This is a genomic window from Paenibacillus sp. ICGEB2008, from assembly GCF_000307675.1.
Lineage (GTDB): Bacteria > Bacillota > Bacilli > Paenibacillales > Paenibacillaceae > Paenibacillus > Paenibacillus polymyxa.
Genome location: NZ_AMQU01000014.1, coordinates 1 through 22,520 on the forward strand (window position 1 = coordinate 1; position 22,520 = coordinate 22,520).

Consider the following 22,520-nt stretch of genomic DNA (forward strand, 5'->3'; position numbering starts at 1 on the left):
TGCCAATGGTGATTCCGTAGCTTTGGAGGGTTTGGTTTTGACCTCTTTGAAATCAATTCTGCACCGTAGACTTGCTTATATATAGCTCATCTGCGAGGTCTTCCAGCTTCACATAATGATCAGCGAGCAGGAGACGCTTGATTAAATACAATTGCCGGTAGCCGGGAGAACCTGGATCATCGGGCTCGCCAGACATGAATAAATGCTGCAGCAGTGCACGAAAGCTACGATGATCCGTAATTTTTAGTTCATATCCCCTTGAACGAACAGGTTCAATTGCTGCCCCGTGCTTGGATAGAAATTTGTCTAGTTCCCGGATATCGCTGCGAATGGTACGTGAAGTAACTTGAATCAATTTGGCCAGATAATCACTTTTGACAGGAGCATCGGCAGCCAGCAAGTGCTGAAGAATTGAAACCATGCGTGCATTCATTCAAGGTTTCCCCCTTTCTGTAAAGCGGAATACATGCAGTGTACATAAAAAACCTCCGATTATCCAAGTGTAACACCTGTAAAATAATCGGAAGCTTGTAGTGAGCTCAAAAGTAAATGAGGAAGATTCATCAACAATTAGCGGAAGAAGATGGTGTAAGCGGTTGTTCTGAACGTATTACCATCTGCACTGCATTCTGCCAACCTGCATAAAGCCGCTGGCGGCTGACTTCATCCATACTAGGAGTGTAGTGCTCATACAGATTCTGATCAGAGGTATTTCCCGTGATGATGCCTTTAGGATCTGACCAGTATCCGACACCGAGACCGCCCAGATACACAGAACCCATTGCAGACAGCTCAGCACAGGTAGAGCGGGAAACATGGGTACCCAGAATATCTGCCTGAAACTGCATGAGCCAGCTGTTAGATGAGCCCCCGCCATCCGTACGTAAACTAGTAAGGGGCACACCGGATTGTTCACGTATAAATTGAACCGCATCTCTCACTTGATACCCGATGCTCTCTAGCGCTGCGCGTACAATATGTGCTTTGCCGTTTCCACGGGTCATACCTACAATTGCAGCACGTGCAGAGGGATTCCAGTAGGGAGCACCTAAACCGACAAAAGCAGGGACCAGATATACGCCCTCATTGTCCTGCAATTCGGTGATCATGGATTGCATTTCCTCAAATGAAGAGAATAATCCTAAATTATCCCGTATCCATTTTATACTGTCTCCGGTCGTACGTATAACAGCTTCCAATGCATAAGATACCTTTCCTGAAGCCCCCCAGGCAATCGTTGTAACCAAGCCTTCACCGCCCTGTACGGGTTGCGAACCAATATTCATAAGTACAGATGTTCCAGTCCCATATGTCGCTTTGGCGTCGCCAGTATCGAAGCAACGATGCCCGTACAGTGCACCCTGTGAATCTCCGATTATCCCTGATATCGCTACTTGTTCGTCCCATAATTCCGCTTCCTGCGTATAGCCATACAAGGTATCGGATGCTTTTACCTCAGGGAGCAGGGAGGAAGGAACACCGAATATATTGCACAACTCCATATCCCAAGCCAGAGTATGAATGTTAAAAAGGGAAGTCCGGCTGGCGTTACTGTAATCGGTTGCATGTATTTGACCGCCCGTAAGCTTCCATAGCAGCCAGCTGTCAATAGTCCCCGCAAGTAGTTTACCTTCAGCAAGCAATTGGGGGGCATGAGGTACATGTTCCAAAATCCAATTGAACTTGGCGGCAGAGAAATAAGGATCGAGCATTAGACCTGTCTTGGAGCGTATAATATCTTCATAGCCAGTATTCTTCAACCGTGTGCAGACCTCTGCCGTTCGCTGGCACTGCCATACAATGGCATTATAGATAGGCAAGCCAGTAGAACGGTCCCAGATCAGAGCCGTTTCTCGCTGATTCGTAATGGTTACTGCGGCCAGCGAGGAAGGAGAAAGCCCTGCCTTCTCCAGTACGCCTTTCGCAGCAATAAGCACATTGTGATATATCTCAAGCGGGTCATGTTCGACCCAGCCCGGCTGCGGGTAATATTGTTTGTGCTCCAAAGAATAACGGGTAATCACTTCGCCTTGCTGATTAACCAGCAGTGTTTTGGTTCCGGAAGTGCTTTGATCGATCGCCAGAATATAGGTCTCGATATTCATTACAGCTACAGCTCCTTACTTGTTCATCAATTCGAGCACAATCTTGCTGATATTTTCAGAGGTAAGTCCATAATGTTCAAAGACTTCAGCTGTTTTGCCGGCAATCGCCGGCTCATCCGGTATGCCCAGCATTTTCATAGGAACCGGTTGATGTTGAACCACCACTTCTGCTACAGCGGCACCCAAGCCTCCGAATACGCTATGCTCCTCTACGGTGACAATACCTCCCGTTTCCCGGGTTGCGGCGATGATCGCTTCCTCATCAAGTGGCTTGATGGTGTGCATATTGAGAACACGAGCTTTAATACCCATCTGCCCCAGCAACTCAGCCGCATCCAGAATGATACGGACGGTCTCACCAGCGCCAATCAGGGTAATATCTGATCCTTCTTGTAGGGTAACAGCTTTCCCAATCTCAAACGGATAATCATCGGACGGATAGACATCCTCAACAGCATTACGTCCGATCCTTACATATGCGCCTCCTTCATGCTGAACCAGCGCTTCGGTCATTTTCTTGGTTTCATGACGATCGGCGGGGAGTAAGACCATCAAACCAGGAATCGCTCTGGCGACAGCAATATCTTGGACAGAGTGGTGGGACATTCCTAGTGCACCGTAGCTAACACCACCGCTTATCCCAATCAGCTTTACATTGGTTCCGGAATAGGCTACATCTACCTTGATCTGCTCAATACTACGCATGCTCAGGAAGCAGGCAGGAGAGGTGACGAACGGCTTTTTACCGCTGTGTGCGAGTCCAGCAGACATACCGACGATATTTTGCTCGGCGATGCCTACCTCCACAAATTGTTCCGGATAGGCATCGGCAAAGGGAGCCATAGCAGCAGAGCCGCGAGAATCACTAGCCAACACCATAATATCCCGATCCTCTTTGGCAAGGCTAAGCAGCGTTTCACAGATGACCTGACGATTTGGGATTTTGTTCATTGTTTATCTCACCTGTCCTTCCCCGGATAATTCGTCTATTTCTTGTGTCAGTTCCGCCAGTGCGCGTTCAAGTTCATCATCACTTGGAATACGGTGATGCCAGCCTGGAACACCCTCGGCAAAGGATACACCTTTTCCCTTGATCGTGTTTGCCAGCACCAACGTTGGTTTGCCTTCAATTTCAGGGACATTACGGAATGTATGGATCAGTTCCTCCATGCTGTTGCCGTCAATGGAGATCACGTTCCAGCCGAAGGCGGCCCACTTTTCCTCCAGCGGCTCAAGTCCCATAACCTCCTCGGTTGTACCGCTAATTTGCAGGCCGTTACGGTCAATGATACCGACAAGATTATCCAGTTTGTAATGGGCACCTGCCATAGCAGCTTCCCAATTGGAGCCTTCCGCTTGCTCCCCGTCACCCATGAGACAGAATACACGGTAGGATCGCCCGTCACGCTTGGCAGCCAGTGCTATACCGACTGAGATGGGGAGGCCATGGCCCAATGCGCCTGTATTCATTTCAATACCGGGAACTTTATTGTTCGGATGCCCAATCAGACGGGTACCGAATTGACTATAGGTTTCCAGTTCTTCTTTAGGGAAGAAACCAAGGTCTGCCAGAATACACCATAAAGACTCGACGGAATGTCCCTTGCTGGCAATAAAGCGGTCACGTTCCTCCCATTTAGGATTAGCGATGTCAATATTCATGATTTCGTAGTATAGGGCGGTGAGTATATCCGTATTGCTCAGCGAGCCTCCTGTATGTCCTGTTTTAGCACGATGAATAATGGTGAGCAGGTCCTTACGGATTTGTGCGGCTTTGATTTTCAAGTCTAGGATTTCCATAGTGCCCTCCTGAAATAATATAGTTAAACCAGAATACCCGACTTGGTGACAGCGAGATCGGAGCCACGCAACCAGCGCTGGATTTCCTGTTCGCTAGGATCTACCGGATCTGCCGTGACACCTGGAAGGTAGTTGCAGGCCTCGTACAGAGCCGGGATGACATTAGCGTGAATGCCAACGGAGTGATGGACGTAAGGACCTTTGACGAGCTTTTCTTCCCATAACGGCCAGTCGTTGACTTCTACCCAGACATACGAACCGCGGGTATAAGGTCCCTCAATTCCTTTAGCCTTGCCGAGGAAAATGGAATAATCTCCGTGATCACCATCAAAACGGGCGATGGTCATGCCGCCGCCTTTGATTTGTCCTTCATGTGTGCCTGGTGCGTGATCATCGAACAGGAAGTGCTTGCGTAGTTTGGGTTTGTTCTCAATAGACATGGATACTGGAAAGTTCCCGCAGTGGAAAAGAAGCTCTCCATTGTCATTCTCAGGATGACGTACCGTAATATCAGCGAAAAAAGTGGGGAGTTCGTTCATCGCAGCCGCTTGTACCATAACCGAAGTAATTGCTCCGTGAATATCGGTTTCGCAGGTGACCGGAATTTGTTCATCTGTCAAAATGGCATTAGCCAGACAAGGCATAATTCCCATAGCTTCCTGGAGGGAGGACCAGCATTGGATGGCGATGGCTGTACTTCCGGTTTCGATAGCATAGGATTTCATGGCTACTTTAAGTGCAGCGATGCGTCTGATATCTTCTTCGGTGACTTCACTGTAGTCCAGCTTCTCTTTGATATAATCAATCGCTTCTGAAAGTTCAGCACTGCTCCCGGCTGCAATTTTCTTTGAACGGAGCTGAATATCTACTAGTGTAATTGGATGAATCTCAATACCGAATCGCTCCAACAGCTCCCCTTCATTGCAGATCATGGTCCAAAAGGAAGCAGGACGAGGACCTATCTGGAGAATCCGTAAACTTTTGAACTGTCGTACTACATTGGCAGCCGAGATAAAATTGTTAAAGCCTCGTTCAAATACCGGATCAGCCACACGACTGTTTGTGATATAGGTAAAAGGGACATTAAAGCGGCGCAGCACCTTTCCGCTAGCGAACAATCCACACTGGGTATCCCGTAATCTCATGCCGTCGGCCAACGGAGCCTCATCACGTGGACCCCACAATAGAACCGGCTTGCCAAGCGCCTTGCCCACACGGGCAACCGTATCCTCGGTACCAAAATTACAGTGGGGGAAGAAAACGGCGTCCACTTCCTCTTCCTTGAAACGTTTGATAATCAAGTCCGCGTTAATATGGTCGTCATACAGCAAACCTTCCTCATTAAGCCCTTCCAAATCCACGATATCAATGTTCATTCCGAAGCTCTCGATTTGTTGGCGAATGGCAACTTTGTAGCGGAATGCATCTTCAGCACTGAAGGTGAATCGTCGAGTAGGCGCATAACCCAGTTTCAGCTTTTTCATGAATAACTCTCCTTGTACTAGAAGTAAACAAATTAAAATTACACTAAACAAAACTAAATTTTAGTGGATAAATTATATAAATTTTTATTTTCAAAGTCATCGTATCACCTCTGTAAGCCGCTGTCAATTAGCTTGTTTATAAAAAATTAGTTATTTAGTTTAGTTATTTTGCGAAAATAAACTAAAAATTCGTATTTTGTTTAGAGTGAATAGCGTATGTATCATATCTATTAAATTTGACAGGCTCCTAAATCTTTGTTAGAGTTTCAATCAAATATGAATAACCTTTTCATGGGATGTTACCGATAGGGCATAACCTGAATCGGCTTGTTTACACTGCAAGTGTAACCAGGCTGGTTTGGGTTTTTTTATTATTCATCTCCCTTTCTGTACACCCTTTTATCACACATTTGGAAGGAGAACGTTTATGTCCAGTTATATTTTTCCTAAAGACTTTTTATGGGGCGGTGCTCTTGCAGCCAATCAGGCCGAGGGGGCTTATTTGGAAGACGGTAAAGGATTGAGCCTGGTGGATCTGCTGCCTACCGGAGAGAAGAGAAGAAGCATAATGAAAGGTAATGTTCCTTCGCTAACCCCACTTGAAAGCGAATTCTATCCTTCCCATGAAGCCATTGACTTCTATCACCAATATCGCGAGGATATTGCACTATTTGCAGAAATGGGTTTCAAAGCACTGCGTGTTTCCATTGCCTGGGCTCGTATTTTTCCAACTGGAGAAGACGCTACTCCCAATGAAGCGGGGCTGCAATTTTACGATGATTTGTTCGACGAGTTGCATAAACACGGCATTCAGCCAGTTGTAACCCTTGCTCATTTTGACGTGCCGGTAGCTCTGATCGAGAAATACGGAAGCTGGCGCAACCGGAAACTGGTTGGTCTGTTCGAAACCTATGCCAAAACCGTATTCACACGTTACAAGGATAAAGTAAAATACTGGATGACGTTTAATGAAATCAACATGCTGCTCCACTTGCCGTTTCTCGGTGCCGGGCTTGTATTCCAAGAAGGTGAAAACGTTAAACAAATTCAGTACCAGGCTGCGCATCATCAGCTTGTTGCAAGCGCGCTGGCTGTAAAAGCATGTCACGAGATCATTCCAGATGCGAAAATTGGCTGTATGCTTGCTGCTGGAAGCTTCTATCCGTATACATGTAATCCCGAAGATGTGTATCAGGGGATGGAAAAAGACCGCGAGTCCTACTTCTTCATTGATGTACAGTCACGCGGCGAATATCCTGGTTATGCCAAACGCTTCTTCAAGGACCATGGATTAAACATCGAGATGGAATCCGGCGACGCAGCCATTTTGAAAGACCATACCGTCGACTACATCGGATTTAGCTATTATTCGAGCCGGACAACCAGCACAGACCCAGAGGTTGTCAAAAATATGACTAGCGGTAATGTTTTCGGCTCCGTGGCCAACCCATATTTGGATAAGTCCGAATGGGGCTGGACGATCGATCCAAAAGGATTCCGTATCACAGCCAACCAATTGCATGATCGCTACCAAAAGCCTCTTTTCGTAGTGGAAAATGGCTTTGGTGCCAATGATGTGGTTTCACCTGAAGGAGAAGTGAATGACGATTACCGAATCGACTATCTCAAGCGACATATTGCTGAAATGGGTGAGGCTCTTCAAGACGGCGTCGAAATTATCGGTTACACCAGTTGGGGACCTATTGATATTGTCAGCGCATCCTCTGGAGAAATGAAAAAACGCTATGGTTACATTTATGTAGACCGTGACAATGAAGGCAACGGTACGTTGAAACGTATTAAAAAGAAAAGCTTTGACTGGTATAAAAACGTAATTCATTCCGATGGTGAAAATCTCGGCGAATAGTCGTACGACAAGAAAATAGGATCGGACGTCCTGAATCAACGGGAATTTCCGATCCTCGTTTCTCAATTGAAAGCGTTGACAATCGTTCCTTTTCGGGCTATACTTGACGCAATTCCATCATTTTTAGGATTGTTACTGCAGAGCAGGCAAAACCTAAGCCACGAATAAGCGGATTTTACAGTCTTGTTTATTTGGCGTGCTTCGGTTTTTTTTGTTTGCAATAAAGTGGATGGAGCATGAGTGGCTCTTGCTGGCATATGGAACGGGGGATCGAGATGAATATAGCAAAGGTCATCAACAACAATGTAATTAGTGTTTACCAGACAGACGGTACTGAACTCGTAGTAATGGGTCGGGGGATTGCTTTTAAGAAAAAGCCTGGAGACACAGTAGATGAAACCAGAATTCAGAAGGTATTTGCGCTGAAAAACAAGCAGACATCCGATAACTTCAAAATGCTGCTGCGCGAGGTACCGCTGGATTTGATTGTGATTGTGGAGGAAGTCATTAATGACGCCAAGCATAATCTGAACAGAAAGCTGAACGAAAATATTTATGTTTCTCTGACCGACCATATCAATTTCGCTATTGAAAGGTACCGGGAAGGACTAGAAATCAAAAACGCGTTATTGTGGGAAATCAAGCAGCTGTACAAGGAAGAATTCGCGATTGGTCTAAGAACGCTGGAACAAATCAAACAAAAGCTCGCTATTGAACTGCCTGTGGATGAAGCGGCTTATATTGCCCTTCACATTGTGAATGCTGAAATGAATGAGGAAGTCATTACGACCATGAGCATTACGAAGTTTATCCAGCAAATTATCAATATCGCAAAATACCACTTTAAGGTTGATTTTGACGAGGATTCTCTAAGTTATTTCCGCTTTATTACGCATCTGAAATTTTTCGCTCAGCGCGTATTTAAAGGAAATCACTATGAAAATAACTATGATCATTTATATGACTTGATTAAGGAAAAGCACAAGGATGCAGCCGCTTGTACGGAGAAAATCGGAACTTTCGTTAAAAAAGAATACAATCATGAATTAACGAACGAAGAAAAGCTGTATTTGACTGTGCATATTGAACGAGTGGTGAACAGATAAGCTCTAAACTTTTTATTCGAAAAAGAATCGAAAGTATATGTTTAAATGTTTTTGTTGACAAATATGGTAGATTAAATGTATTATGTGAGTAACAGGAATTTAATAAGTTTTAACTGGGATTGTTACTGGTTATGCAGGCAAAACCTAAGTCATGAAAAATCGCGGGACTCAAGTGCCCACCATTTTTCAAGGCTTAGGTTTTTTGTGTGCCTAAATATGTAAAAAGCCCCTTAGAACATGGAGGTGTCCATCATGAGTTATGAAAAACTGGCTAAAGAAATTGTGCACCTGGTAGGCGGGGAAAAAAATGTAGTATCGCTCGTACACTGCGCCACGCGCCTGCGTTTTGTGCTAAAAGATGAGGCGAAAGCAGATAAGGCAAAGCTGGAGAAAACCGATGGAATTATTACGGTCAAGCAGAGCGGTGGCCAGTTCCAGGTTGTGGTTGGCAACAAAGTACCAGAAGTATACAATGCCATCGGCCAAGTATCCAACATTTTGAATGAAACTGGAAAAGAAGAGAACTCAACTAAAGGCAAAAAAGGATTTGGCGCTGTAATTGACGTAATTTCCAGCATTTTCGCACCATTGCTTGGAGTTATGGCGGGGTCCGGTATTTTGAAAGGTCTGCTGCTGATTGCGAGCAACCTTGGCTGGTTGGTACCAAAAGACACGACCTATATGATTTTGTATGCTGCGGCCGACAGCTTGTTTTATTTCCTGCCGCTCTTGTTAGCGGTTACAACGGCACGGAAATTTGGTGGTAATATCTTCGTTGCTCTGACCATTGCCGGAGGATTGCTGTACCCGACGATAGTCACGCTGAAAACAGAAGGCACAGCAACAGACTTTTTCGGTATTCCTATTGTGATGATGAGTTATTCATCAACCGTTATCCCGATTATTTTAGCCGTTATCGTCATGAGTAAGCTGGAAAAATGGTGCAATCGACTGATCCATGAGAGCGTCAAAAACTTTATTACACCTTTGATTCTACTTGTAATTATGCTTCCTCTGACTCTGATGGTTTTTGGTCCAGTTGGGGTGTATGTGGGCAATGCAATCGCCACCGCACTCGTTGCTGCGTTCAGCTTTAGTCCGCTGCTGGCTGGAGCAATTCTCGGTGCTTGCTGGCAGTTGCTCGTTATTTTCGGTGTTCACTGGGGTCTTGTACCTGTATTTATTAATAACATTGCTGTTAACGGCAGAGACGGTATTAAGCCTTCTGCTGCGGCTTCCATCTTTGCTCAAACCGGCGCAGCGTTTGGTGTCATGCTGAAAACGAAAAATAAAAAGCTGAAAACGCTGGCAGGTTCTGCTACACTTACCGCTTTGTTCGGTATTACAGAGCCAGCGGTCTATGGGGTTACGCTGCCACTGAAGCGCCCGTTTATTGCTGGTGTTATCGGTGGTGCTGTCGGTGGTGCCATTATCGGCCAAGCGGGGACGCAAGCATTTGCCTCCGGCGCACCTGGGTTGCTGACTTTGCCGATCTTTTACGGTCCTGGCGGACAAGGCTTCCCAGGATTGATTCTAGGGATTACTGTTTCATTCTTGGTTTCGGCTATCTTGACTTATATTTTAGGCTTCGAAGATCCAGTTGAAGAGGAAGAAACCGCTGACAACTCGGCTAAAGAATCGACTTCTACAGTTACCGTTTCTAACGAAGAGGTGCTAAGCCCGATTGAAGGAACTGTGGTCGCTCTGTCGGAGGTTCCCGATCCAGCATTTGCTGCGGAAGCTATGGGTAAAGGTATAGCCATCCAGCCGACAACAGGCAGAGTTGTAGCACCGTTCGACGGAACCATTACTGTAGCGTTCAAGAAAAAGCATGCGCTGGCAGTGGTTTCGCATCATGGCGCAGAAGTTCTAATTCACGTCGGAGTAGATACGGTTAAGCTGGATGGTAAACATTTTACTTCCTATATCAAAGAAGGCGATCAAGTAAAAGCAGGAGATTTGCTACTCGAATTTGATGTTGAGCAAATCAAGGCAGAGGGTTATCCTACGATTACGCCAGTTATCATTACAAATTCTTCTGAATATACGGAAATCCTCCCCATCCCTCAAGGGCAGGTAACGGAGCAGGCACCGTTATTGAAACTTTCTAGCGCTCATAATGAGCAAGAAGCATCGCCTGATTGCCTTAAGTAAGGACCAAGCTCTGATGATCCACATTCTCGGATCATCAGAGCTTTTTTGTCGTCCTATGATGCCGAATAAGGCTATTTGTAATTGACAATATGTCAATTAAATTAGCTTGTACGGTCGTAAAAACTAATCTATAATTTTTTGTAATTATGCAAATTTTCTGAAAACATAGACTAGATGAATTGATGGATCAGGGGGAAATGCAAGGAATGTTAGAGAAGTGGGCAGAGGCAGTAAATGGCGTCATTTGGAGCAATCCTGTGGTATATGTCTGTTTGGGCGTGGGGCTATTATTTTCAATCATGACTCGATTTTTACAAATTAGGCATTTCAAAGAGATGATTCGCCTTGTCTTTAAAGGAAAAAGCTCAGAGGCAGGCGTTTCTTCTTTTCAAGCCTTTACGATGGCGCTATCGGGACGTGTAGGGACGGGGAACATTGCTGGGATTGCATTGGCAGTCGGTATGGGGGGGCCAGGGGCGATATTTTGGATGTGGGTCATGGCCTTTATCGGGTCGGCTACTGCGTTTGTTGAATCTACACTGGCTCAGGTATATAAGGTAAAGCGTGATGGTCAGTACCGAGGCGGCCCGGCTTTTTATATTGAAAAAGGAACAGGCTTAAAATGGTTTGCCGTTATTTTTGCGGTAGTAGCGTTGGTCGCTATGTGTTTGTTGATGCCAGGAACTCAATCGAACTCCATCGCCGTAGCTTTTCATAGTTCGTTTGGTATGGATATGAAGGTTTCTGGGATATTAGTAGTCGTGTTGCTGGCGCTTATCATTTTTGGCGGTGTCAAAAGAATTGCCAATGTGGCTCAGGTTGTCATACCGTTTATGGCACTAGGCTACATCCTTGTCTCTTTCTATATTATGATGACGAACATTACTGCGCTTCCCGAGGTATTTGCCCTGATCTTTCGCAGTGCTTTTGGTGTAGATTCAGTGTTCGGCGGTATAGCAGGGACAGCCATTGCTTGGGGTGTAAAACGAGGCATTTATTCTAATGAAGCGGGACAAGGCTCTGGTGCGCATCCAGCAGCCGCAGCAGAAGTGTCCCATCCGGCAAAACAGGGGCTGGTTCAAGCCTTTTCCGTATATGTAGATACTTTTTTAGTCTGTACGTCTACGGCTTTCATGGTTTTGTTTACAGGTATGTACAATGTGAAGGGACCAGGTGGGGGGTATATTGTGCAGCATCTCCCGGGTGTTGAAGAAGGAACCCAATATACACAGGCTGCTATTGAATCGGTATTCCCGGGTTTTGGCTCAAGTCTCTTGTCCATAACCTTGTTCTTTTTTGCATTTACCACCATTATTGCGTATTATTACATCGCTGAAACGAATATGGCTTACCTGGTTGCCGACCGTAAAGCCAAATGGCCTATGTTCCTGTTAAAGTTGGTAATTCTGGGTTCGACGTTTTATGGAACGGTCGTCAAAGAATCGGCCTTGGCGTGGACACTAGGGGATATGGGCGTCGGTATTATGCTTTGGGTCAATCTGATTGCTATGATTCTCCTGGCCAAGCCTGCGCTTCTCGTGCTCAAGGATTACGAGCAGCAGCGGAGGCAGGGGCTAGACCCGGTATTTGATCCGAAGCAGGCGGGAATTTCAAATGCAGATTATTGGTCACGGGAATATCAGCTTCCTTCAGATGAGTTGACGATCACAGTTGAACCGGGTAAGATTCAAGCCTAAATAAGATAGATTACTACATTTAAAGATGGCTCCTTGTGGGTCATCTTTTTTCATTATCTTGCCTTTACATTCCAAAAGGGGTACATATGTTCACTGTTTAGTTTATAATTTAGATATGAGACAGGGTACATTGCACAGAGGGGTGATTGAAATGAGAACATCCGATTTATCCATAACAGACGAGAAGTGGAGAGCTATTATAGAAAATGACAAGTCTTATGACGGGGTATTTTTGTATGCTGTGAAGACAACGAAAATATTTTGTCGCCCCTCCTGCAAATCCCGACCTCCTAAAAGAGAGAACATCCGTTTATTTATATCAGCAGAGCAGGCTTTGGCTGAGCATTTTCGTCCATGCAAAAGATGTAAACCGACAGGACAACGATTGCCTGATCACGACTGGATCGCAGGAGTTACAGAATACGTAGATTCGAATTATATGAAGGACTTAACATTGCACGTCCTGGCAGAGATCAGTCATGGAAGTCCGTACCATTTACATCGTACCTTCAAGCGAATCATGCATGTAACTCCGATGGAATATATACAGCGTACGAGGTTGGAACAAGCGAAGAAGCTGCTTATTTGCTCACAACAATCTGTTGCGGAAGTGGGGGAGAACGTAGGTCTGTCCAATACCCCTTACTTTATTACGTTGTTTAAAAAGAATATAGGCTACACTCCATTGCAATATCGCCAACTCGAATCCATAGCAACTCAAAAAGGAGATACACAGCATGGTATATCAAATGAATAAAACGATCTATTGGTCATTATTGGTGCATGAGGATTGGAATTTATATATTGCAGCTACATCGGAAGGATTATGTTATGTTGGTTCGCTTAATCAAACTGTTGAGGAATTGATTGCATGGGCAGGAAGTCGATTTCCCGGCAGTCCTTTAGTTGAAGAGGATACCATTTTACAGCTCTATGCCAAGGAGTTGATTGAATATTTCCAAGGGGAGCGTACACATTTTACATTCCCTTTTGACTTTCATGGAACTGCATTTCAAATGGCTGTGTGGAACGCGCTGTGTAATATTCCGTATGGGGAGACACAATCCTATTCAGACATTGCCAACGCGATTCAAAAGCCGAACTCTGTTCGTGCGGTTGGTACCGCTATCGGTGCTAATCCGATTTTGGTCACCATCCCTTGTCATCGGGTCATTGGTAAGAATGGAGCTTTGACCGGATATCGTGGGGGGCTGGACATGAAGGTGAAGCTTTTGCAGCTTGAAAAGAATCACACACACAAACCAATACAGTAGTGAGGTCAGGTATGAAAAATGAGTATTACAAATCCCCCAAGACTCTTTTGAATAAAGGGACTGGCTTCTTGTCAGGGTATACACACTCGTTGAACCCGTATACCGGCTGTACCTTTGGTTGCTCGTATTGTTATGTACGCCAATTGCCAGTCTCTACGTTTCGGAAGGAAACTTGGGGAACATGGGTTGATATTAAAAAAGAGGCGGCTGATATTCTTCGTAAGGAGCTTCGTAGGGCCAAATCCAAAGGTAAAGTTACGATTTTTATGTCGTCAAGCACAGATCCTTATCAGCCGGCCGAGTACAAACAAGAGGTGACCCGATCTCTGCTGGAAGTGATGGTGGAAGATCCACCGGATTTTCTCTTTGTACAGACGCGTAGTCCGCTTGTACGACGGGATATTGATTTATTGCTCCAATTGAAGGAACGTGTACGTGTGAGTATCACGGTAGAAACAGACCGCGAGGATATACGCAAACATTTCACCCCGGAGGCTCCTCCCATCCAGGCTCGTCTCCAAACACTGCAACTTTTAAAAGAGGCAGGTGTACCGACGCAAGCTACCATTGCTCCGATGCTGCCAAGCAGTGAGCATTTTGCAAACAAGCTCGTGTCTCTGGTCAACCGTGTCTGTATAGATGATTATTTTATGGGAGACGGTAGCGGGGGAAGGCGGACGCGTAGCTTGAAAATTGGTGCGCTGTATGAGTCATTGGGGCTGGAGGAATGGTATCACCCTGCTGCGTATAAGGCGGTTTATGAGCGTTTTCTTCAGGTTTTTCCGAAAGAACAGCTCTATGTGAGCAAAGAAGGATTCGAACCCTGATATGAAAGCAACCTATGTCATTAAATGAAGAGTGCACCTTACAAGGGGAGCGGGAGAACCAATGGAAACGGTAATGACCAAAAACTTTGACTATGGTGAAAAGGAAATCAACTACCTGAAGACGGTAGATACCGTACTTGGTACAGCTATAATGCAAATGGGCAAGGTAGAACGCGTAATCATTCCCGACCTGTTTGCAGCGCTTGTTCATGCGATTGTGGGGCAGCTTATTTCCGCCAAGGCGGTTCAGACCATATGGACAAGGATGCAGGAAAAATTAGGAGCGATCACTCCACAAAATATAGCCGTTCAGACAGCTCAGGATATTCAAAGCTGTGGCATCACCATGAAAAAGGCAGCATGTATCCTGAATATAGCCCAAACGATCGAGCAGGGATTGTTGGATTTACAGGAGTTGTATGAGTTTTCCGATACACAGGTGATCCAGAAATTATCCTCGCTACAAGGGATAGGCCCTTGGACGGCTGAAATGATGCTGATTAATTGCATGGAACGTCCAGACGTCGTCAGTTGGGGCGATATGGCTATTCGGCGGGGAATGATGAAGTTGTACCATTTAGATACACTGACCAAGCAGCAATTTGAGGAGTATCGCCGAGTGTATTCGCCTTATGGTTCAGTGGCCTCCATTTATTTGTGGAGCATTTCATTTCGTTAACAAACAGGGAGTGGAAAATATGGAGAAGACCATCAGAGAACAGATATTGTCACATGTGGATACAGATTTTCAGAAATTTACGGCTGCATTGCTTCCGACGATTAATAATGTGCTGGGTGTGCGTCTGCCAGTGCTGCGTAAGCTGGCTCAAGAAATTGCCAAGGGAGATTGGCGTCTCTATCTGGAGACCGCTGAAAGTGAACACTTTGAAGAAGTGATGCTGCAAGGTATGGTGATTGGTTCTGTTAAAACAGATATTGAGGAAGTCTTGAGTTATACCGCCAAGTTTGTTCCTAAAATTGATAATTGGTCCGTATGTGACAGTTTCTGTGCCGGATTGAAAATTACGAAGCAACATAAAGAAAGAGTATGGGATTTTATTCAGCCTTATCTGTTTTCTAAGAAAGAATATGAGATTCGGTTTGGGGTGGTTATGCTTCTGAATTTTTATATTGAGGAACAGTATATTAACCGGGTGCTTAATTTGCTAGATCAGACCCATCGGGAAGATTATTATGTACAAATGGCGGTAGCATGGGCGATATCTATCTGTTATATCAAGCTGCCAGAGGTAACGACGGCGTATTTAAGTCATAATACATTAGACAATTTTACTTTCAATAAAGCTCTGCAAAAAATCACAGAATCATACCGGGTGGATCAGACCACAAAAACGACCATTCGTAGTATGAAGCGAAAAAGAAAATAGGATGGGTCCCCGCCTGTAAGTGTTATACTGAAAAAACATACGTGTATAAGACCGACAGGAGGGGAGTCTGTGAATTCGATCCCGCTGGGAGTGCTTGTTGTAGATGATGAAACTAGGCAGCGTCGTGGGTTGGCTGCCATGATCCGGGATTTACGTCCAGAATACGAGGTATGGGAAGCCAAGAATGGGAAAGATGCTTTGACCATTTCATTATCCCAGCCGATCCAGATCGTTTTTACAGATATTCAAATGCCGATTATGAATGGGATTGAATATCTACAACAATTGAGAACATCGGGTCAGCATGAGACCAAAGTTATTTTAGTGACAGTCTACCAGGAATTTAGCTATGCACAGCAGGCGGTACGGTACGGAGCGAATGATTATTTGGTGAAACCGGTGCAATCACAGCAGCTTATTGAAGTGATTCAACAAATGGAGAAGATCATTGTAGAGGAGCAGGGAGCACTCGGTGAAAATCGAACAGCGTTGAATCAGATCGAGCAAAGCATGCCTGCCTTTGTGGAGCATTTGTTTAGCAGATGCGTGACAGACAAGTTACAGCCTAACGAGAAAAGCTTATTAAAGAGTCACTTTGGATGGCAGGGGATAGGAGAAGTCCTCGCGTTGGGGACATCTGCATCCCGCCCGGAGGATATATATGCGTGGGATTCTAAGCTGCGAAACGCGGTTGTTGAAATATTGCGCCCGTGGGCATCTTCTGTCGTGTTCCCGCTTGAAACCCCTAGAGAGCATATGGTCGTTGTAGTGAATTGGAGGGAAAGGGCTGAAGGCAAGGAGGCCAAAAGCGCACTTCAAGCTGGACTGAAAAAGGTGGAGCAGCAGCAAGCTATCTCCATTTGGTTTGCTTGGGGTCAGCCTTTTGATTTCGATGAAATGCAAATAAGCCAATCTCACGAAAAGGCTGTTCGCCTGATCTCCATGCGATTTTATACACCTCACACCAGATGTTTGAACCTTGTCGTTTCAGATGATGAACAGTCGGTACAGGAATTGAGCACTCATGAACAAATAGCCTTTCTAAAATTCGTTGAAAGCGCTAACTCCAATGGAAAGCCCGATCAGCTATTGGAATGGGTACAACATTTCATTGGACGAATGACGCAAGGGTACCCTCCACCTGATGCGCTTAAAGCTAAATTAATACACCTTCTCCTAGTTAGTTTACCACGGTTAAATATAGGGTGGAGTGAGGAAGTCTACTCACGTTACTCGGAACAGTTGAACCGAGCTGTCGAAGAGGCCACATCTCTCCAAAATCTTGAGGATCGTATTGCAGCATGGTTAAAAGAGCTGATTCTTGAGCTTGATGGCAGCTCCAAAGGTGAACCCATCATGAAAAAATGCAAGGAATTTCTGGATACACATCTACATGAAGACCTAAGTCTGGAGATTGTGGCCCGGCGCTTTCACTATAATGCGTCCTATTTTAGCATTCTGTTCAAAAACTATTTTGGGCTCTCGTTCACGGAATATATGGTGAAGCTCAGAATGCAAAAGGCTCAGCACTTACTGCTGCATACAGACGCCAAGGTCGCAGAAATTAGTAGACAGGTTGGTTATAAAGATACCAAGTACTTCTTTAAAGTGTTCAAAAAAAACGTTAAGCACACACCTGACGAATTTCGCAGGAAATTCAATTGAGTCGTTAGGTGAAAGGAAGGTACAATGCGCCAAGTCAAATATATATATCAAAAATTTTTGGACAGTAGCTTTCGTACGAAGTTGATGCTGTCCTATTTTTTGTTGTCTGGTTTTATCGTTTTGATCCTGGGCTTTGTCTACTTCGAAACCAGTGCGCGGAATATTACTGCAAACGTAACAGATAGCGTTACAAGTGTATTGCGTAGCAATAACCAGCTGCTGGATAACAAGCTGACAGCTATTCAAAAAACCGTAGATATGATTCCAATTGATCATGATCTTTTACAGACCATCACAGACGTGGATACTACAGATTCTTCATCGCTTTTACGAGCTGATCGCAGCATTACGAAAATTTTGTACAGATACTTTGGCAATATGGAGGAAGTGTACGCTTCACAGATTATGACGCAAAAGTATGCATACGGAAGTACAGAGCGGATGTATATTCCCGTTCTGCCGTTCTATTCTTCTCCCTTGGCGACAACGGCGGTACAAGCAGAGGGGGCTACCAGGTGGATTCCTGCCTATTCGTATGCTGATACCTTTCATCAGCAGGATTTAAAACAAGGTTCCTATGATTTTAGTTCTTTATTTGCTGTGGTTAAGCAGCTTCATTTGACTGCATTAGATGATGCTGGAACCTTTCATACGCTTCCTGAAGGAAAGGAGAAGCCTATACTTATATTGAATTTCCGGCCTGATTTGTTAAAGGATGGTTTTGAAGATTATGCAGCCCGCAGCGGATTTGCACATCTATCCTACGGTATGATTCACGATAACAACGGGATAGTCATGAGCTCAGATCGACAGCAACAAGCGGGGGAGCCCGTGGCGGATTGGCTGAAGAATGCCATTACTTCGGAACAAGGGACAAAAATGGTAAACGTGAAGGGTCAAAGTATACTACTGGTTTACGAAGCGATGAAGACGACGGGCTGGGTATCATATATAGCCATTCCCATGGAAGATGTACTGGGGCATTTGTCAACGATTCGTACCTACACCTTGTTCTTTTTAGGCTTTATGATGCTCATTGCTGTCATCCTTGCTTATTTGCTGTCGGTATACATCAGTAAGCCCATCACGGATATGAAACAGGCAATGAAGGTAATGGAGAAGGGACATTTTGATATTCGAATTCCTGAACGCGGCTATGATGAATTGGGGGATCTGGTGATCCGATTTAATCAAATGAATGAGAAAATTAAAGATTTGATCGAAGAAAATTACAAATCACGTCTGCGAGCCAAAGAATCGGAGTTAATGGCACTTAATTTACAGCTTAATCCCCATTTTTTGTATAACACCTTAACGACAATGTATTGGATCGCATTAGAACATAAACAACAGGAACTGGGCCGATTGATCATTAGTCTGGCGGAAATGCTGCAAATTACGACTCGAAACAAAAACGAGACCTGGAGCCTGGAAACCGATCTGAATTGGCTGGAAAAATACATTTATATTATGCAAAATCGCTTTGAGAACAAGTTCACAGTGGAGTATGATATTGATCCCATTTTACTTCAGATGGAGGTTCCCAAACTCTTCTTGCAGCCTTTTGTGGAGAATTCAATTATTCACGGCTTCGCCGAAATGGAATCAGGTGGTCGGATTAAGATCACAGCCTGGGTCGAAAAGCAATTGGTGTGTTTTAAAGTCGAGGATAATGGATTAGGAATTCAAGAAGATCATATACGCCGCATTCAAGCTGGAGAAATCCGGTCAACGGGCATTAAAAATGTAGACAGAAGAGTACGGCTGTTATATGGGATGGAATATGGGGTTGCGCTCCACTCACCAGAAGATAAAGGGACATTTGTCCTGATCCGAATCGGAGAAACACATAGATCTAATCAAATGACACCAATCCAATGAGAGTGCGACTTTCAAAAATGTAAGCGTTTGCTAGAATGAATTTAGTGACGAAGCAACAAACGAAAAGATAAAAAATAAACGGTTTGGGGGCGTTACTCATGTTAAAACGAAAGTTATGGATCGTCTGCATGTGCTTGGTCGTTGGACTGATGTCAGCCTGTAGTTCAAATGAGAGCAGCAGTAAGCCAGTAGATTTGCAGGGGCACGAGCAAGTGACACTGACCTATGCCAGTTGGGGGAGCACCAATGAGAAGAAGGTTCAACAGGAGATCGCCAAAAAATTCACAGACAAATATCCGTGGATCAAAATCAACTATATGCACATCCCCGGGGATTACGTCACCAAATTAACGACGATGTTTGCGGCCAATCAGGCACCAGATGTATTTCCTATTTATAAAGCACAGGCTCTGCAATGGGCTGAACAAGGCAAACTATATAATTTAAATGAATTTTTGAAGGAGGATAAGGAGCTAACGAAGGAGAGTCTCATTCCTAATTCAGTCATCTATTGGGATAAGGATAAAGTGGCAGGGGTCAAGGTGACGGAGGAAGCCTTTGCGCTCTATTACAACAAGGATTTGTTTGATGAGGCTGGTGTTGCCTTGCCGCCAATCAAAGCTGAAGAGGCTTGGACATGGGAACAGTTCTTAGAGACAGCGCAAAAGCTCACCATTGATAAAGCGGGAAATAATGCGCTTAGCCCCAATTTCGATGCAAGTAACATCAAACAGTATGGAGTTCGGTTTGACACATGGATGTGGCATCTGCTAGTACCTTCCAACAACGCAAGCGTTATTTCAGATAAAGGGGACTCGCTTAATCTTGAAAACCCTGATGTGATTGAAGCCGTGCAAAAGATGGCGGACCTGATCAACGTGTATCATGTGGCACCGTCGCCTACGCAGTCCAAAAATATCCCTTCCCCGGCCGTAGCATTGCAAAGCAAACGTGTAGCGATGGATCTGGATGGGCAGTGGGTCCAATTGGATCTCGGAGAATCGAAGGTGAATTTTGGTGTAGGCGTGTTACCCAAACTGAAAAGCAGCAAAACGATCCTGTTTGGCGAACCGGAAGTGATTTCTGCCAAAACCAAACATCCGAAAGAAGCATGGATGTTTTATAAATTCTTGCTGGATGCTGAAAGCGGGCTTGACATGCATTCCAGCGGATTGTGGATGCCTGTCATGAAAAAGTGGTACACCGAACCAGACTTGATTAGCAAATGGGCAGATGTCAAGCCAGGCCATGCGGATGGATATCGTGATGCAGTCATGAACCAAACGCTGCATAACGGTGTCAATTCTTATGACTACTATCTGAAAAATTCGGAAAAAATCAATGCGATTATTAACCCGGCGCTGGATCAAGTATGGCTGGGCAAGAAAACGGTGGAGCAAGCATTTAAGGAGGTTTCCGCCAAGGCGAATGCTGAATTTAAGGGGACATACCCGAAAGAATAAGGTGAAGGCTGTGACAGAAAGTGAGGGATAGAATGCAATCGTTATCTTCGATTCGTAAGAGGGAAAATGGGTTGGGGTGGCTTTTCGCCGCCCCCGCAATTCTCGGCTTTGTCATCTTTGTTCTGGGACCGATGATCGCTAGTCTCTGGTTCAGTCTTACCGATTACAAGGTTGCTTCACAGGCCCATTTTATCGGTCTGGATAATTACGTCCACTTATTTGATGGTACAGATCAATTTTTTTATAAATCACTTGGAGTTACGTTTTATTATGTGTTTTTGAGTGTGCCCCTTCAAATTATAGTGGCTTTCTTTTTGGCCATATTGCTCAATCAAAAGGTAAAGGGGTTGGCTTTTTTTAGGACCGTTTTTTATCTACCTACGATTGTGCCGCTCATCGCATCGTCTATGATCTGGATGTGGCTGTTTGATCCGGATCTTGGCTTGCTGAATGTGGTGCTGCGCGCGCTGCATTTGCCGGAAAGTCAATGGATTTATAGTGAAGGGTCGGTAGTTCCTACACTGGTTTTAATGAGTTTGTGGACCGTTGGGGGGACTATGATTATTTTTTTGGCTGGCCTACAAGACATACCTAGGCACTATTATGAAGCCATTGAAATTGACGGTGGGAACGCTCTTCATAAGCTTGTTTATATTACGATTCCGTTGACATCGCCCACAATTTTCTTTAATACGATTATGGGCTTCATCGGTGGATTTCAGGTGTTTGTCCAGCCTTACGTCATGACTCAGGGCGGACCTAACAATTCCAGCTTGTTCTACACATTTTATTTATTCCGCGAGGCATTTACTTTTTCGAATATGGGTTATGCCTGTGCGATTGCATGGGTGCTCTTTATTGTAGTTTTGATCTTCACTGCCTTTCTATTCAAGACAGCCCGCAAATGGGTGTATTACGAAGGCGGGGGGGCGTGAGCATGAAAAAACGCGGATGGAGTTGGAGCAGGGTTTTACTCTACGCAGTTCTCATCGTGGGCTCCTTGTTCTGCATGTTTCCTTTTTACTGGCTGGTGAGAAGCTCCATGATGGATTTAAGTCAGATTTTTTTGATCCCACCGAAATGGATTCCGGAGCCATTTGTACTTGAGAATTTTTTACAGCCGTTTGAAGAGTTATCGTTTGGGCGCTATTTTGTGAACACATTTATTGTCGTTGCAGGTACTTTAGCGGGTGTACTCCTGTCGAGTACCATTTCTGCCTACAGCTTTGCGCGAATGAGGTGGAAAGGAAGAGATAAGGTATTTGCTGTGTTATTAAGCAGTATGATGCTGCCGTTTGCAGTTACGCTGATTCCGTCTTTTATTGGTTGGCAGGCATTAGGTATGGTTAATTCCTATGTTCCATTGGTATTACCTTCGTTTTTTGGTGGAGGCGTTTTTAATATTTTTTTTGCTCAGACAATTTTATATGACTCTTCCGCGAGAACTGGATGAAGCTGTATTTGTGGATGGAGGCAACCATTTTACGATCTTTACTCGCATTATTTTACCTTTGTCCCGGTCAGCGATTTTGGTCATCGGATTGTTTACATTTTTGAACACATGGAATGATTTTATGGGACCGCTCGTTTATCTTAATGATGAAAGCAAATTTACGTTGGCGATTGGGCTACAGCAGTTTCAGGGAATATATTCAGCGCAATGGGGTGTTCTGATGGCCGCTTCTTTAATTGTCGTGTTGCCAGCTATCATTCTTTTCGCCATAGGACAGAAGTATTTTATGGAAGGTATTGCCTTAACGGGGATCAAGGGATAAGAGCAGCAGCAAGGTACGCACTTTGCTTTTTTTG

General features: G+C 44.8%; 17 protein-coding genes and 2 pseudogenes. 14 read left to right on the forward strand and 5 right to left on the reverse strand.

Going from position 1 to position 22,520, the window contains the following annotated elements; translation table 11 throughout:
- The 5 genes and pseudogenes from C400_RS0113105 to C400_RS0113125 all read right to left on the reverse strand — a co-directional run.
- Positions 1-433, reverse strand: a pseudogene (locus C400_RS0113105) (HTH domain-containing protein); the annotation flags it as partial.
- Between the two features lie 130 nt (positions 434-563).
- Complete coding sequence (gene glpK, locus C400_RS0113110) at positions 564-2,105, reverse strand: glycerol kinase GlpK (protein WP_017427245.1); 1,542 nt, start codon at positions 2,103-2,105, stop codon at positions 564-566.
- Between the two features lie 15 nt (positions 2,106-2,120).
- Complete coding sequence (locus C400_RS0113115; RefSeq protein ID WP_017427246.1) at positions 2,121-3,056, reverse strand: transketolase family protein; 936 nt, start codon at positions 3,054-3,056, stop codon at positions 2,121-2,123.
- Positions 3,057-3,059: 3 nt separating this feature from the next.
- Positions 3,060-3,905 carry a transketolase gene (locus C400_RS0113120; protein WP_017427247.1) on the reverse strand — a complete coding sequence of 282 codons (846 nt, stop codon included), beginning with the start codon at positions 3,903-3,905 and terminating at the stop codon, positions 3,060-3,062.
- Positions 3,906-3,928: 23 nt separating this feature from the next.
- Complete coding sequence (locus C400_RS0113125; RefSeq protein ID WP_017427248.1) at positions 3,929-5,389, reverse strand: L-fucose/L-arabinose isomerase family protein; 1,461 nt, start codon at positions 5,387-5,389, stop codon at positions 3,929-3,931.
- 427 nt (positions 5,390-5,816) lie between these two features.
- Between C400_RS0113125 and C400_RS0113130 the strand changes: the two genes are divergently transcribed.
- The 14 genes and pseudogenes from C400_RS0113130 to C400_RS0113195 all read left to right on the forward strand — a co-directional run bounded on the left by C400_RS0113130 (position 5,817) and on the right by C400_RS0113195 (position 22,486).
- Positions 5,817-7,256 carry a 6-phospho-beta-glucosidase gene (locus C400_RS0113130; protein WP_017427249.1) on the forward strand — a complete coding sequence of 480 codons (1,440 nt, stop codon included), beginning with the start codon at positions 5,817-5,819 and terminating at the stop codon, positions 7,254-7,256.
- A 275-nt stretch (positions 7,257-7,531) separates the two neighbouring features.
- A complete protein-coding gene (gene licT / locus C400_RS0113135) occupies positions 7,532-8,362 on the forward strand; it encodes a BglG family transcription antiterminator LicT (RefSeq protein WP_016819962.1) in 831 nt (276 codons plus the stop codon).
- A gap of 252 nt (positions 8,363-8,614) precedes the next feature.
- Complete coding sequence (locus C400_RS0113140) at positions 8,615-10,516, forward strand: beta-glucoside-specific PTS transporter subunit IIABC (RefSeq protein WP_017427251.1); 1,902 nt, start codon at positions 8,615-8,617, stop codon at positions 10,514-10,516.
- 206 nt (positions 10,517-10,722) lie between these two features.
- A complete protein-coding gene (locus tag C400_RS0113145; protein WP_017427252.1) occupies positions 10,723-12,213 on the forward strand; it encodes an alanine/glycine:cation symporter family protein in 1,491 nt (496 codons plus the stop codon).
- A gap of 151 nt (positions 12,214-12,364) precedes the next feature.
- Positions 12,365-12,970, forward strand: coding sequence for a bifunctional transcriptional activator/DNA repair enzyme AdaA (locus C400_RS0113150; RefSeq protein ID WP_016819965.1), 606 nt, complete (start codon positions 12,365-12,367; stop codon positions 12,968-12,970).
- Positions 12,951-13,487 carry a methylated-DNA--[protein]-cysteine S-methyltransferase gene (locus C400_RS0113155; protein WP_016819966.1) on the forward strand — a complete coding sequence of 179 codons (537 nt, stop codon included), beginning with the start codon at positions 12,951-12,953 and terminating at the stop codon, positions 13,485-13,487. Before C400_RS0113150 ends, C400_RS0113155 begins: the two co-directional genes overlap by 20 nt.
- Before the next feature lie 11 nt (positions 13,488-13,498).
- Positions 13,499-14,314, forward strand: a complete 816-nt coding sequence (locus C400_RS0113160; RefSeq protein WP_017427253.1) for an SPL family radical SAM protein — start codon at positions 13,499-13,501, stop codon at positions 14,312-14,314.
- A 61-nt stretch (positions 14,315-14,375) separates the two neighbouring features.
- On the forward strand, positions 14,376-14,993 hold the full coding sequence (locus tag C400_RS0113165; RefSeq protein ID WP_017427254.1) for a DNA-3-methyladenine glycosylase family protein: 618 nt from the start codon (positions 14,376-14,378) through the stop codon (positions 14,991-14,993).
- A gap of 19 nt (positions 14,994-15,012) precedes the next feature.
- Positions 15,013-15,702 carry a DNA alkylation repair protein gene (locus C400_RS0113170; protein ID WP_017427255.1) on the forward strand — a complete coding sequence of 230 codons (690 nt, stop codon included), beginning with the start codon at positions 15,013-15,015 and terminating at the stop codon, positions 15,700-15,702.
- 69 nt (positions 15,703-15,771) lie between these two features.
- Positions 15,772-17,367 carry a response regulator transcription factor gene (locus C400_RS0113175; protein ID WP_017427256.1) on the forward strand — a complete coding sequence of 532 codons (1,596 nt, stop codon included), beginning with the start codon at positions 15,772-15,774 and terminating at the stop codon, positions 17,365-17,367.
- Between the two features lie 24 nt (positions 17,368-17,391).
- A complete protein-coding gene (locus C400_RS0113180; RefSeq protein ID WP_017427257.1) occupies positions 17,392-19,248 on the forward strand; it encodes a sensor histidine kinase in 1,857 nt (618 codons plus the stop codon).
- A 98-nt stretch (positions 19,249-19,346) separates the two neighbouring features.
- The gene (locus C400_RS0113185) at positions 19,347-20,711 is read left to right on the forward strand and encodes an ABC transporter substrate-binding protein (protein WP_017427258.1); all 1,365 of its coding nucleotides are present in this window, start codon (positions 19,347-19,349) and stop codon (positions 20,709-20,711) included.
- Between the two features lie 32 nt (positions 20,712-20,743).
- Entirely contained in the window at positions 20,744-21,646 is a 903-nt protein-coding gene (locus C400_RS0113190; RefSeq protein ID WP_026065442.1) for a carbohydrate ABC transporter permease, read from the forward strand.
- Positions 21,647-21,648: 2 nt separating this feature from the next.
- Positions 21,649-22,486 (forward strand): annotated as a pseudogene (locus tag C400_RS0113195) (carbohydrate ABC transporter permease).
- Positions 22,487-22,520 lie beyond the last annotated feature (34 nt).

Bases quoted from the DNA above. Each gene is read 5' to 3' on its own strand.
- glpK (WP_017427245.1), bottom strand. From the start codon at position 2,105: ATGAATATCGAGACCTATATTCTGGCGATCGATCAAAGCACTTCCGGA.
- C400_RS0113115 (WP_017427246.1), bottom strand. From the start codon at position 3,056: ATGAACAAAATCCCAAATCGTCAGGTCATCTGTGAAACGCTGCTTAGC.
- C400_RS0113120 (WP_017427247.1), bottom strand. From the start codon at position 3,905: ATGGAAATCCTAGACTTGAAAATCAAAGCCGCACAAATCCGTAAGGAC.
- C400_RS0113125 (WP_017427248.1), bottom strand. From the start codon at position 5,389: ATGAAAAAGCTGAAACTGGGTTATGCGCCTACTCGACGATTCACCTTC.
- C400_RS0113130 (WP_017427249.1), top strand. From the start codon at position 5,817: ATGTCCAGTTATATTTTTCCTAAAGACTTTTTATGGGGCGGTGCTCTT.
- licT (WP_016819962.1), top strand. From the start codon at position 7,532: ATGAATATAGCAAAGGTCATCAACAACAATGTAATTAGTGTTTACCAG.
- C400_RS0113140 (WP_017427251.1), top strand. From the start codon at position 8,615: ATGAGTTATGAAAAACTGGCTAAAGAAATTGTGCACCTGGTAGGCGGG.
- C400_RS0113145 (WP_017427252.1), top strand. From the start codon at position 10,723: ATGTTAGAGAAGTGGGCAGAGGCAGTAAATGGCGTCATTTGGAGCAAT.
- C400_RS0113150 (WP_016819965.1), top strand. From the start codon at position 12,365: ATGAGAACATCCGATTTATCCATAACAGACGAGAAGTGGAGAGCTATT.
- C400_RS0113155 (WP_016819966.1), top strand. From the start codon at position 12,951: ATGGTATATCAAATGAATAAAACGATCTATTGGTCATTATTGGTGCAT.
- C400_RS0113160 (WP_017427253.1), top strand. From the start codon at position 13,499: ATGAAAAATGAGTATTACAAATCCCCCAAGACTCTTTTGAATAAAGGG.
- C400_RS0113165 (WP_017427254.1), top strand. From the start codon at position 14,376: ATGGAAACGGTAATGACCAAAAACTTTGACTATGGTGAAAAGGAAATC.
- C400_RS0113170 (WP_017427255.1), top strand. From the start codon at position 15,013: ATGGAGAAGACCATCAGAGAACAGATATTGTCACATGTGGATACAGAT.
- C400_RS0113180 (WP_017427257.1), top strand. From the start codon at position 17,392: ATGCGCCAAGTCAAATATATATATCAAAAATTTTTGGACAGTAGCTTT.
- C400_RS0113185 (WP_017427258.1), top strand. From the start codon at position 19,347: ATGTTAAAACGAAAGTTATGGATCGTCTGCATGTGCTTGGTCGTTGGA.
- C400_RS0113190 (WP_026065442.1), top strand. From the start codon at position 20,744: ATGCAATCGTTATCTTCGATTCGTAAGAGGGAAAATGGGTTGGGGTGG.